This is a genomic window from Peptacetobacter hiranonis, from assembly GCF_008151785.1.
In the GTDB taxonomy this organism is placed as follows: domain Bacteria; phylum Bacillota; class Clostridia; order Peptostreptococcales; family Peptostreptococcaceae; genus Peptacetobacter; species Peptacetobacter hiranonis.
On the sequence record NZ_CP036523.1, the window covers coordinates 2,195,797 to 2,208,573 of the forward strand.

Sequence of the window (12,777 nt, forward strand, 5' to 3'; positions counted from 1 at the left end):
CTAGTCTTTTTTACATATATTATACCTCAAATGTATAATATGATTCTTCTATAGCCTCATCTAAATTGTATGCATATACATCTGGGTCATTTTCTTTTCCCGCTGCTTTAAGCCATGCTTCTAAATCATTCTTCGTCCAGAAGAAGTTCATTATGTTTCAACAAGCATTTGCCCAATCAGTATTCTTTAAAAGGTCTACATGTATTATATACATTCCTGGATTGTTTGTATACAATACTTTTCCATTATCAACTTTTAATTCTATTTCTTTTCCTGTTGCAGCACACATAGAATTTATTGTTACTGGTTGTTTGAATGTATAGCTTGTACCTATAGAGTCTATCGCACACATAGCGCAAAAGCTTCTTCCATCTTCAAGTGTTATTCTATGATTTGTTGGTTTTCCAGATACTGGGAATATAAATGTTATTTCATCATCTATAACAACCATTACATTTGTATCTATAAACTGTTTAAAAGTAGCATCTATAGTTTCTTCACTACTTTCCATATGTTCTTTAACCCATTTTTTTGCAAGTTCTATATTTACAGAACCACCATTATCTATTATACAATCCATTATAGATATTCTTATTGCCTTCTGTTCATCAGTAAGACATCTATATTTTTCATATTTATTCAATTTTATACCTCATTTTATTATTTAGTTTTCAATATTATTCTTCTTTATCTCCATAACATTCAGAAAGGATTGCTGTAAGCTCTTCTTTGTAGTTTATATATTTTTCGTCTTTTCTATCTCTAGGTCTTTCCATATCTATTTTTAAATCTTTTATTATCTCACCTTTATTTCTAGACATAACTACAACTCTATCACTCATATATACAGCTTCATCTACATCATGAGTTACCATTACAGCTGTTATTTTATTTTTCATCCATATCTTTTCAAGTTCTTCTTGTAAATTCTGTCTCATTCTAAAGTCTATTGCCCCTAAAGGTTCATCCATTAGAAGTACTTTTGGATTACAAGCAAGTGCCCTCATTACAGCAACTCTCTGTTTCATACCTCCAGATAGCTGGTGCGGATACATTTTCTCTTTTCCCTGTAAATCAGATAATTCTAAAAGCTCCTGAAGTCTTTTCTCTATTTCATCTTTATGCATCTTCTGTCTTTTCATAGGGAAAATTATATTTTCTTTTATTGTTTTCCACGGGAATAAAGCATAGTTTTGGAACACAAATGCTCTATCTATTCCTGGCTTACTTACTTCTTTTCCATCTACAAATATCTTTCCAGATTCTGCATGTTGAAAACCACCTATTATAGTTAATAGAGTAGTTTTACCACATCCTGATGGACCTAATAGTGAAACAAATTCACCTTCATTCACTTTTAAACTTATATTTTCTAATACTTTATTTTCTACTTTATCATTTATAAATGTTTTATTTATATTTTCTACTCTTAATTCCATTATTCTGCGAACCTCCATTTACATAGAAGTTTATTTACATATTTTAAAACACGGTCTATTAAAAATCCTATTATAGCCGCAAATATCATAAGCCCAATTAGTATGTGTGTCTGCATTAAAGTTTGAGCTTGTACCATAGAGTAACCGATCCCGGCACTCGTAGCTATGAACTCGGCTCAGATAACAGACATCCAACCATTACTTATTGCCAGTCTTGCTCCTGTAAGTATATCAGGAAGTGCTGCTGGGAATATAACATCCTTAAATATAATAAATGGCGATGCTCCCATACTTTTCGCTGCATTATAGTAATCCTTTGATATAGTTCTAACTCCATGAATAGTATTTAATACTATAGAGAATATACCTGAGAATGCTATTAAGAATATAGTAGGTCCATCACCTATACCAAACCACACTATTGTTAGTGGTACCCATGACATTATTGGAACCTGTCTAACTGAGTCTATAACTGGTGAAAGAACTTTTTCACAAGTATTTGAGAACCCCATAATAAATCCTATTGGTAATCCTATTACTAATGCATATCCAAAACCTTTCATAACTCTTTGCATAGTTATAAATACATTTTTTATTGTCTCTGGATCAGTAAGACAATATAAAAATCCTTCAATAACTTTTGAAGGCATTGGTAAAAGAAGGTCACTTCCAAGGTCTTTAGCTGTAAAATGCCATAAAAGGTATATTCCAACTAAAAGAGCTATTCTATAAAAAATCTCTAGCATAGATTTCTTGGAAACAAACGTCTTTTTTAGTTTATTTTTAGAAACTCCAGTTTGCAATTTTCTATTACCCCCATGTCTTTTTTTTCTAGTTTTATATTTTTATAATTTTCTATAGCTTTTTTTAATTTATTTTTATCGCTTATATCATCTACACTTTTATTGTACAGTTTTTTAAATATTTCATAGTTATCTGTTTTTTTAAATTCTTTATTCACCACTAATACATACGTATCAAAATCCTTATTAGTAGCACAAGACTTTTTATTCCCTTCAATAGGTAAAGATTTAATAACATCCATTACCCCACCATCTACTTTATTACTCTCTATACTATATGGCAGTGCATTTGCTAATAAATGTTTTACCTTAGCATTTGGATAATATTCCTTAACTAACTCATCTTGATATTTTCTATTTTGAACAGTACCCATTACATTTGGATTCTCATCACTTAATAAAAATACATCTGAATTTTTTACAACAGTTCCTACTATTTCAAAATTTTTTTCTGTTTGTACATATTTTTCTGCAGCATCTTTACATATTATAGCCATATCCATTTCATCCGAAGACAGTGCCCACTGCATACTAGCCGATCAGCAGTCAGCTATAGAATATGAATCAATAATATTTTCAGATTCAACATTTTCAAAATAATTTTTATCTTGCATATAATTTAATATCAGACCTGATGTATCATCCGATACACCAAGTCTGATATTTCCTGTTATTTTTTCAGTTTTAAAATTAAATAAAACGATAAAAGCAAATATAAAAATTATAGAAAGTATTTTTACAATATCTTTTATCTTCATTTTTTATAGCTTATATTATTCTTTTATTGATAAAGCTTTTTCTTTCCAAGTTTCATAATCCATACCCTGTGGGAATACTGGATCTACTTTTTCTTTTATAAATGTATCAAAGTCATCAGCACCACAAGATTTTAATATTGAATCATCAACAACTTCTTCATATGAAGGTATTTCTTCTAATGCTTTTAAATCTTTGTACATTTTAAGATTGTTTTTATAACCTTCTCCTTCTCCTATATCCCAAGTAAGAGTTCTACCTTCTCCTACAGTCTTTTTGTATATAGTCATCATACCAACTTCTTCATCAACATCGTAGTATTCAGCGAATATTTTTGCTGCCTGAGCTGGATGAGTATATATATATTCTATAGCTTTAGTATGTGCAAGCATTAATTTTTCAGCTAATTCTGGATTTTCTTTTACAAAGTTTGTATTTAAAGCGAATGAACAACAGTTATATTCTGTTCCATCTTTTTCTTTATACTGAGTTGATGCTACTATTTTACCTGTTCCTTCAAATTCTGCAACTGATCCCCAAGGGTCACAAGCTGTGAAAGCGTCTATTTTACCAGTTTTCATTGCTAAGTAAGCATCTTTACTTGAATCCATATTTATTAGTTCATATTTAGATGCATCTACAGGAAGTCCTGTTTCTGGACCGTAGTCACTCTGCCATAAAAAGTCAGACATATCTGTAGCTATTTTTTTACCTATAAGTTCTTTTGGATCACTGTATTTGTTTGACATTATTAAGAATTCTGATCCACCTTTATGGTTATTTGCTCCTACAACTATTGGAGAACCTTTTGGTATTGCACCACAAAGACCTCTTGTACCTATGTAACCAGCATCCATCTGTCCAGCTGCCATAGCTTCAGGAACTTTCCCATTACCTACTGTTTTTACATTAAGTCCTAATTCTTTGTATATTCCAGCAGCTTCTGCAACTGGTGCTGCTGTCATGTGGTCACAGTTATAGTAACCTACTGTTATTTCTTTGCTAGTATCTCCACCTTCTTTACTAGCTTCTTTTTTACCACATCCTGTTAATGCAGTCATACCTATAACACCAACAAGACCTAGCGTCATTAATTTTTTTGCTAATTTCATATTTCCCTCCTAAATATATAATTATTATTTCCATAAAGAGCATCTGCTCATTATTTCTTATTCTAACAACAAGATTCCATATCTTGTCCAAATAAGTCTATCATTTCATTTCCTTCTAATCTATATATTGCATAACCAACATTTCCATTTTTTGATCCTGAAACTATTACTTCCATTTCATCCTTGTCATCTATATTTTTAAAGCTTATTTGCTGATCATCTATAGGTGCTGGTATTGGCTCTGTAAGTATATATTCATCACCTTTACTTGCTACAACTGTCATCTGGTTTGAATTTTTATTTACATAGTAAATTACAAGTAAATCATCTTTTCCATCATTATTCATATCCTGTTGAGCATATGTAATTATTTCTTCATCGTGATTTTTTTTAAATATATCCATAAGTTCTTTATCTGCTTTTTTTTCAGCAACTGCTCCACCATGTATGTCTATTTCTGATTCTTGCTTTTGTTTTTCTTCATAATTATTAGATAAAACTAATGCAACACCAGCTAATATTGCAATCGCTATCCCGATTATTATCTTTTTATTACGCATGTAATTTTAAACCTTCTTTCAATTTTGGTAATATTGCTTTTATTCCTAAAAGTATTATTAATACTGTACATATATAACTAAACCAATCAGGTATAGTTAGCATTAAATTATTCGCAATTTGTATTGATGTACCAGTTGAATTTAAATTTACTATTGTTTGTTCTCCTGCTAAAAGAAGATTTGTTATATAACCAACTATCATAGAAGATATTACAAGCGTACAAGAATATATTAGCACGGCTCTCTTTCCTATAACCTTTGTTATACTTATAAGTTCTGGTAAGTTAGTTGCTGCACCAGCTATTAAAAATGTTATAGCTATCCCAGGTGCTGCACCACTTGCAATTAATGCTGCTATAAATGGTATATGACCAACAGCACAAACATACATTACACATGCTAATACAGAAACACTCCATAATGAAAGCATCCCTGGATTTCCTAAATATTTCTGAATTATACTACTTGGAAATACTGTTGTTATAAATCCTGCACAAAGCATACCAAGTATTACATATTTACTAACAGTAAGTGCTAAGTCATCAAAAGACCATTTTAATCCTTCTTTCATCTTTTCCCAGAAGGTTCTTTTTTCTTCCTCTAGTTCAATCATTTCAACCTGTTCTTCCTCTGTATACATAGAAACTTCATCTTTACTAATTGTGTTTCCAAGTATACCTACTATAAACGGTATAGTAAATCCAGATATTATATATATTATAGTTATCTTTGGTCCTAAAAGACCTAAGCATAATACAACTGCAATTGGATTTATTATTGGTGTTGATGTCATAAATGCTAAAACAGGTCCAAGATATGCACCAGAATAGTACATACTTATTCCTAAAGGTATAACCCCACAACTACATATAGGTAAAAACATACCCGAAATAGTTGCCTTTAATATCGATGATAACTTTTTATTTCCTAGATGCTTTTGGAATTTTTTTGGTGAAAGTACATTGTGAAGTACTCCAGCAAGTATAAAACTTACTATCAACCATCCAGAAGCACCATTTAATGTTATTATGGCAGATACTATAGTATCTTTTACTCCATTAAATATTACGTTTAATATCTCCATTCTTCTCCCCTATTCTTTAATTATTTTCCTCAATTGCATCTAAAATTGCTTTTTCTATTTTAGCTTTATTCAAACTATCATATTTTTTCTTTTGATTTATTATCAAAGTACCTTTTGTAATCATTCCGTATTTTCTTATGTATGAAAAATCTTTTCCAGCTCTATAAAGTTTTACGTCTATTTTATCTGAGTATTTTTCCCCCATACTCTCTACAAACACACTGTGTTCATCGCATGTTGGTCAAGTATTTATAAATTCTACAAGTATTTTTTCGCTCAATTTTATACCTCCTATATGATATTCATACTCATCAATCAATAAATCAAATCTATAGTTTTTTACTATTTAATTATTTTTGATTATAGTTTTTATGAATTTTCCATGAATATTTTACTTCATGTAATTTTTATATTCAATATATATAGATATTTCCTATTACAATTTTATTGATATAGTTTTTTTTAATAATTATTTTATTGGAATATTTATTGCTAAAAAAAGAATCCTCCAAATATTTTTAAATATTCAAAGAATTCTTTGATTTATATATTATTTATATTATTAATTATTTTTCTTTTTTTAAATCTAATTTAGTATTCTATAAATCGTCTTGATCAAAAGTATCTCTAAGACTTTTGCCAGGAGCGACCATAGGAAATACTTTGTCATCTTCCTGTATCATACATTCAATAACAAAAGGACCGTTATATGAATCTGCTTCTAAAAGAGCTTTTTCTAATTCATCCATTTTTGTAACTCTTACTGCTTTACAACCAAGTCCTTCTGCAACTTTACAAAAATCAACTTGATCGTCAAGGACTGTATCAGAATATCTTCCTTCATAGAAAAATGTCTGCCACTGTCTAACCATACCAAGTACTTTATTATTAAGTATAACTTGTATTATTGGAACATTGTATCTTGAAGCTGTTGCAAGTTCATTCATATTCATTCTGAAGCATCCATCTCCTGCTATATTTATAACTCTTGATTTTGGATTTCCATATTTTACACCTATAGCTGCACCTAATCCATATCCCATAGTTCCAAGACCACCACTACTTACAAACTGTCTTGGTGAATTATAATGAAAATACTGAGCTGCCCACATCTGGTTTTGTCCAACTTCTGTGCATATTATTGTATTATCATCAAAGCATTCTTTTATTTTTTCGATTACATAAGGACCTGTAAGTACATTTTTATTATATTTTATTGGATATTTATCTTTAAGATTTTCTATCTCCTTCATCCATTCTGTATGGTCTTGTTTTTTCAACATTAGATTAAGATTTTCAAGTACGTATTTTGCATCTCCTGCTATCCCAAGATCTACAAGTACATTTTTATTTATTTCTGCATCATCTATATCTATATGTATTATTTTTGCTTTAGATGCAAATCCATCTGAATTTCCAATTACCCTATCGCTAAATCTTGTTCCTATTGCTACAAGAAGATCACATTCTGCTACTCCAAGATTACTGGCCTTTGTCCCATGCATTCCTAACATTCCAGTATATCTACTACTTTTTCCATCAAAAGCACCTTTTCCCATAAGCGAGTCTGTAACAGGTGCGTCTATAAGTTCTACAAATTTTTTAAGCTCATCAGATGCGTTAGACGATTTTATACCACCGCCAACAAATACAAATGGCTTTTTACTTTCTTCTATAAGCTCAACTGCTTTTTCAAAACTTTCATTATAATTTTCTTCTTTATAAAAATTCGATACTTTATTTGAGTCTGTATCTATTTCTTCTCTTTCATATTCTCCGTATCCTGCTGTTACATCTTTTGTTATATCTATAAGCACAGGACCTGGTCTTCCTTCTCTAGCTATTTTAAAGGCCTTTCTTATTGAAGGAGCAAGATCTTCTATTTTTTTGACTATGAAGTTATGCTTTGTTATTGGCATTGTAATTCCTGTAATATCTATTTCTTGAAAACTATCTTTTCCAAGAAATGAAAGTCCAACATTTGCAGTTATTGCAACAATAGGAACTGAATCCATAAATGCAGTTGCAATCCCTGTCACAAGATTTGTTGCACCAGGACCACTTGTCGCCATACATACTCCTACTTTTCCAGTAGATTTTGCATATCCATCAGCTGCATGAGATGCCCCTTGTTCATGAGATGTAAGTATTGACTGTATTTTATCCTTATATTTATATAAACTATCATATATTTCAAGTATTGCCCCTCCAGGATATCCAAATACTGTGTCAACTCCCTGTTCTAAAAGGCATTCCATTACCATATCTGCTCCTTTAAGCCTCATATATTTTCACCATCCTCTTTATTTTACTTTAAGGACTGCACCAGTATTTGCCGAAGTAACCATTGAAGCGTATTTTTTTAGATAACCGCTCACATTCGGAACTTTTGGTACAAATCCCTTTCTTCTTTCTTCAAGTTCCTCTTCTGAAACAAGAAGCTCTATACTATTATTTTCTATATCTATATCTATCATATCTCCATCTTTTACAAATGCTATCGTTCCTCCAAGTGCAGCCTCTGGTGACACATGTCCTATAGATGCACCTCTTGTAGCTCCAGAAAATCTTCCGTCAGTTATAAGAGCTACATCTTTATCAAGTCCCATCCCAGCTATTTCTGATGTTGGAGAAAGCATTTCTCTCATTCCTGGCCCACCTTTTGGACCTTCATATCTTATTACTACAACATCACCAGCTTTGATTTTTCCTGTTCTTATTGCTTTTATTGCCTCTTCTTCTCCATCAAATACTCTTGCTGGTCCTTTATGTTTCATCATTTCTGGCGCAACTGCTGATTTTTTTACAACACAGCTATCTGGAGCAAGATTTCCTTTTAATACAGCTATTCCTCCTGTTTTGCTGTATGGATTTTCAACTGGTCTTATTACACTTGTATCAAGATTTTCGCATTCTTTTATATTTTCTCCAACATTAAATCCTGTAACTGTCATACATTCCTTATCTAGGATTCCAAGCTTATCTAGCTCATTCATTACTGCGTACACTCCACCTGCTTCATTAAGATCTTCCATAAAAGTATCTCCAGCTGGTGCAAGATGGCAAAGGTTTGGAGTTTTCCGGCTTATTTCATTCGCTATTTCAAGATTAAGTTCAACTCCCGCTTCGTATGCTATTGCTGGAAGATGAAGCATTGAGTTTGTAGAACATCCAAGTGCCATATCTACTGCCATTGCATTTCTAAACGCACTTTCTGTCATTATATCTGAAGGTTTTATATCTTTTTCGACAAGCTCCATTATTTTCATACCAGCATGTTTTGCTAGTCTTATTCTTTCACTATACACTGCAGGTATTGTTCCATTTCCTTTAAGTCCCATTCCAAGAGCCTCTGTTAAGCAATTCATTGAATTTGCAGTATACATTCCCGAACAAGAACCACATGTAGGACATGCTTTTTCTTCAAATTCTTTCAATTTATCCATGCTCATTTTTCCTGCATTGTACTCACCAACAGCTTCAAAAAGAGTTGATAGACAAGTTTTCTTTCCATCAAGTTTTCTTCCTGCAAGCATTGGACCTCCACTTACAAATATTGTTGGTATATCTAGTCTTGCCGCTGCCATAAGAAGTCCTGGAACATTTTTGTCACAGTTTGGAATCATTACAAGTCCATCAAACTGATGCGCTCTTGCAAGACACTCAGTACTATCACATACTAATTCTCTTGTAACAAGTGAATATCTCATTCCTGTGTGATTCATAGCTATTCCGTCACATACTGCTATTGCCGGAACTTCAACCGGTGTTCCACCTGCCATATATACACCTTTTTTAACTGCTTCAGCTATTTTATCAAGGTTCATATGTCCAGGAACTATTTCATTATATGAATTAACTACCCCTATTATCGGTCTATTAAGTTCTTCCTCTGTCATGCCAAGTGCGTTGAAAAGAGATCTATGAGGAGCTCTTTCCACTCCCTTTTTTACATTATTACTTTTCATATTTTCCTCCTGTATTCATAAGTTGGAACATTTCCAGCAGAGATAATTTTTTCTGCTGGAAGTGTCTATAACTTGATTAGTTGTTTATTAATTTATCTTCATCTGACCAACTGTATAATTTTCTTATTTCTTTACCTACTTTTTCAGAACCATGTTCTACTGCAAGTTTTCTCATAGCTTTAAAGTGAGCCTGTCCTCCTGCTTCTGACATTTCAAGAAGGAATTCTCTTGCAAAAGTTCCATCTTGTATATCTTTTAGTATTTTTTTCATAGAAGCTTTTGTATCATCTGTTATTATTTTAGGACCTGTTACATAATCTCCGTATTCAGCTGTATTAGATATTGAATATCTCATTCCTTCAAATCCTGATTGATATATAAGGTCAACTATTAGTTTCATTTCGTGTACACATTCAAAATACGCATTTTCAGGATCATACCCTGCTTCTACTAAAGTATCGTATCCTGCCTGCATTAGTGCACATACCCCTCCACATAATACAGCTTGTTCTCCAAATAAATCCGTTTCTGTTTCTGTTTTAAAAGTTGTTTCAAGAAGCCCTGCTCTTGCACCACCTATTGCAGCTCCATAGGCAAGAGCTAATTCTTTTGCATTTCCTGTAGCATCCTGTTCCACTGCCACAAGGCAAGGTGTTCCTTTTCCTGCACAATATTCACTTCTTACAGTATGACCTGGTGCCTTTGGTGCTATCATTGTTACATCTACACCTTCTGGTGGAACTACCTGTCCAAAATGTATATTGAATCCATGAGCAAACATAAGCATATTTCCTTCTTCAAGATTTGGTTCTATTTCATTTTTATAAAGTTTTGCCTGTAATTCATCGTTTATAAGTACCATAACTATATCTGCTTTTTTAGCTGCTTCAGCAGAAGTATATACTTCAAATCCCTGTTCTTCAGCTTTTTTCCAAGATTTAGATCCTTCATAAAGTCCTACTATTACTTTTACACCGCTATCTCTAAGATTTAATGCATGTGCGTGCCCTTGTGAACCATACCCTATTATTGCTACTGTTTTTCCTTCTAATAATTTCTGATTACATTCTTCCATATAATATATTTTTGCCATTTTTCTATCTCCTTTTTCTATTATTTATTATTTTTAATTTTGATATTCGCATCCTCTTTTGATTGCTGATAGTCCAGTTCTTACTATTTCCATGATTTCAAATTCTTTTAAAAGTTCTATAAATCCATCTATCTTAACACTATCTCCTGTAGCTTCTAAAACCATCGAATCTTTTGCTACATCTACTACTTTTGCTCTAAATATATCTGATATAGATGATACATCTTGTCTTTTACTATGATCTGCCTTTATTTTTATCATTACGAGCTCCCTTAAAACAGATTTTTCAGGTTCTAGAATATCTACTTCTAAAATATCCTCAAGTTTTTTAACTTGTTTCCCTATCTGTTCAAGAATTTGTGGCTCTCCTTGAGCAACTACAGTCAATCTTGATAATCCTTTCTGCTCAGCTACTCCAGAGGATATACTAAGAATGCTGTATCCTCTTCTTGCAAACAGTCCACTAATTCTTGTAAGAACTCCTGCTCCATCTCTTGCCAGTATAGATAAAACGAGTTTTCTCATATCCCATCCTTCTTTCTTTTATTTTTTATTGAATTTATATACTGTATACACCTCAAGGTATACAGTATATTCTATTTTATTGTAAAAAAATAAAGTTGCCTCCACTCATCAGCATCTCAAAACAATGCTAATTCAGTAGAAGCAACTTTTTATCGTCTATCATTTTATGATTAAAAGTTCTCATAATGACTCCTTCTATTTTTGTAAAATTTATGTACATAAATCTAATTTTATCTACATAAACATCAAGTTTATTCATTTCTATATTTTATGGCAGATTTTTGTAATACTTTTATCCGCACTCAATACACCTATGAACTCCTTGCATACATCTATTGCATAATCGACCTCTATGCTCGTGAAAATCTCTCAAACCATTAAATATTGATTTAGTCGCAATCTCATTTGCTAAATTTTGCACAATCTCGGTCTTATCTACTGTTATTTTTTGAATTTCATATTTACTTTTATTGAAAACTATCTCTTTATTACGTATGGCTATTGAATTACATATGTAAATTATAGCTTTGTTTAAATCTTTAATTTCATCAAAAATTCTTATTATTATACCGTTTATTCCCTGTATTATAATATTAATTATTGAATCAACTGGTATGAGATTGTCCTCAATAATTAGTCCTGAAATTTCATAATCCGCACAAGTACGGTTTTCTATTTTTATTATGTCTATTATTTTGTACTTGCGCTGTTTCATTTTACCTTCCTCCTTTTATAATTTATATACAACATTTAATTTAAATGGCGCCTTTTTTTCTTGCTTTATATAATATCTTTTTCTGAAAATTTAGTCAACACTTTTTTCTGTAAAATTTTAATTTTCTGATAAAAAAATATTTTTCTATTAATGAAAAAATTATTAAAATATAAAAAAATAGAGGCTTATTGCCCCTATTTCATACCTCTTGCTGTATATATTAAATCTTCTACAGTTTCAAAATCTCCATATGTGAAACCGTCTTTTTTGAACGTAACTGCATAGTCTTTATTGAATACTAAAACAACTACATTCTTTCCTCTACCCATTTTTTGTATCTTTCTGTATTTTAATTCTGACTTTAATCCATTCTGATTGTTTAATACTAAATGGTCCTTGTAAAAGTCTATTTTTAATTTTATTTTGTCAGTACCATTTTCTTCTACAACTTTTTTAAAACTTTTTGATCCAAGTACGTTATAAGATATGAATAATTCCCATACAAGCATAACAAGTCCGAATATTGCAAATGCTAGTCCATATGCAATAGCTCCTGTAAATGCACCATATCCACCTACTACTACAAGCACTAAACTAAGCGCTATACTTACAGTTTTTATCTTTCTATTTGTAGAAAGTTTTACTGATTCTACATAATCTTCTTTTGTTATATAGCTAGTATTTCTAGCTTTTATTATTTCTGATTTTGCCAATTTTCAATC

General features: G+C 31.4%; 14 protein-coding genes. All 14 read right to left on the bottom strand.

Going from position 1 to position 12,777, the window contains the following annotated elements; translation table 11 throughout:
- Positions 1 to 19 precede the first annotated feature (19 nt).
- The 14 genes from saoL to KGNDJEFE_RS10285 all read right to left on the bottom strand — a co-directional run bounded on the left by saoL (position 20) and on the right by KGNDJEFE_RS10285 (position 12,768).
- A complete protein-coding gene (gene saoL / locus KGNDJEFE_RS10215) occupies positions 20 to 643 on the bottom strand; it encodes a MerB-like organometallic lyase SaoL (RefSeq protein WP_238476748.1) in 624 nt (207 codons plus the stop codon).
- 34 nt (positions 644 to 677) lie between these two features.
- On the bottom strand, positions 678 to 1,439 hold the full coding sequence (saoA, locus tag KGNDJEFE_RS10220; protein WP_006440691.1) for an ABC transporter ATP-binding protein SaoA: 762 nt from the start codon (positions 1,437 to 1,439) through the stop codon (positions 678 to 680).
- Positions 1,439 to 2,185 (bottom strand): ABC transporter permease subunit SaoP, encoded by a 747-nt coding sequence (gene saoP, locus KGNDJEFE_RS10230; RefSeq protein ID WP_242649228.1) that lies wholly within the window; start codon positions 2,183 to 2,185, stop codon positions 1,439 to 1,441. Before saoP ends, saoA begins: the two co-directional genes overlap by 1 nt.
- Before the next feature lie 26 nt (positions 2,186 to 2,211).
- Complete coding sequence (gene saoB / locus KGNDJEFE_RS10235; protein WP_242649225.1) at positions 2,212 to 3,000, bottom strand: ABC transporter substrate-binding (seleno)protein SaoB; 789 nt, start codon at positions 2,998 to 3,000, stop codon at positions 2,212 to 2,214.
- A gap of 15 nt (positions 3,001 to 3,015) precedes the next feature.
- Positions 3,016 to 4,110, bottom strand: a complete 1,095-nt coding sequence (saoX, locus tag KGNDJEFE_RS10240; protein WP_006440686.1) for an ABC transporter substrate-binding subunit SaoX — start codon at positions 4,108 to 4,110, stop codon at positions 3,016 to 3,018.
- 62 nt (positions 4,111 to 4,172) lie between these two features.
- On the bottom strand, positions 4,173 to 4,670 hold the full coding sequence (gene saoC / locus KGNDJEFE_RS10245; RefSeq protein ID WP_006440685.1) for a Cys-Cys-COOH (seleno)protein SaoC: 498 nt from the start codon (positions 4,668 to 4,670) through the stop codon (positions 4,173 to 4,175).
- Positions 4,663 to 5,754 (bottom strand): efflux transporter SaoE, encoded by a 1,092-nt coding sequence (gene saoE / locus KGNDJEFE_RS10250; RefSeq protein WP_006440684.1) that lies wholly within the window; start codon positions 5,752 to 5,754, stop codon positions 4,663 to 4,665. The genes saoC and saoE overlap by 8 nt, the downstream gene beginning before the upstream one ends.
- 16 nt (positions 5,755 to 5,770) lie before the next feature.
- On the bottom strand, positions 5,771 to 6,040 hold the full coding sequence (gene saoT, locus KGNDJEFE_RS10255) for a thioredoxin-like (seleno)protein SaoT (protein WP_242649227.1): 270 nt from the start codon (positions 6,038 to 6,040) through the stop codon (positions 5,771 to 5,773).
- 313 nt (positions 6,041 to 6,353) lie between these two features.
- Positions 6,354 to 8,039 (bottom strand): biosynthetic-type acetolactate synthase large subunit, encoded by a 1,686-nt coding sequence (ilvB, locus tag KGNDJEFE_RS10260; RefSeq protein WP_006440682.1) that lies wholly within the window; start codon positions 8,037 to 8,039, stop codon positions 6,354 to 6,356.
- An 18-nt stretch (positions 8,040 to 8,057) separates the two neighbouring features.
- Positions 8,058 to 9,722, bottom strand: a complete 1,665-nt coding sequence (gene ilvD, locus KGNDJEFE_RS10265) for a dihydroxy-acid dehydratase (RefSeq protein ID WP_006440681.1) — start codon at positions 9,720 to 9,722, stop codon at positions 8,058 to 8,060.
- A gap of 76 nt (positions 9,723 to 9,798) precedes the next feature.
- Positions 9,799 to 10,815 carry a ketol-acid reductoisomerase gene (gene ilvC / locus KGNDJEFE_RS10270; protein WP_006440680.1) on the bottom strand — a complete coding sequence of 339 codons (1,017 nt, stop codon included), beginning with the start codon at positions 10,813 to 10,815 and terminating at the stop codon, positions 9,799 to 9,801.
- Between the two features lie 33 nt (positions 10,816 to 10,848).
- A complete protein-coding gene (ilvN, locus tag KGNDJEFE_RS10275; protein ID WP_006440679.1) occupies positions 10,849 to 11,340 on the bottom strand; it encodes an acetolactate synthase small subunit in 492 nt (163 codons plus the stop codon).
- A gap of 292 nt (positions 11,341 to 11,632) precedes the next feature.
- Complete coding sequence (locus KGNDJEFE_RS10280) at positions 11,633 to 12,055, bottom strand: beta/alpha barrel domain-containing protein (RefSeq protein WP_006440677.1); 423 nt, start codon at positions 12,053 to 12,055, stop codon at positions 11,633 to 11,635.
- A 194-nt stretch (positions 12,056 to 12,249) separates the two neighbouring features.
- Positions 12,250 to 12,768 carry a YcxB family protein gene (locus tag KGNDJEFE_RS10285; protein ID WP_006440676.1) on the bottom strand — a complete coding sequence of 173 codons (519 nt, stop codon included), beginning with the start codon at positions 12,766 to 12,768 and terminating at the stop codon, positions 12,250 to 12,252.
- Between the last annotated feature and the right edge of the window lie 9 nt (positions 12,769 to 12,777).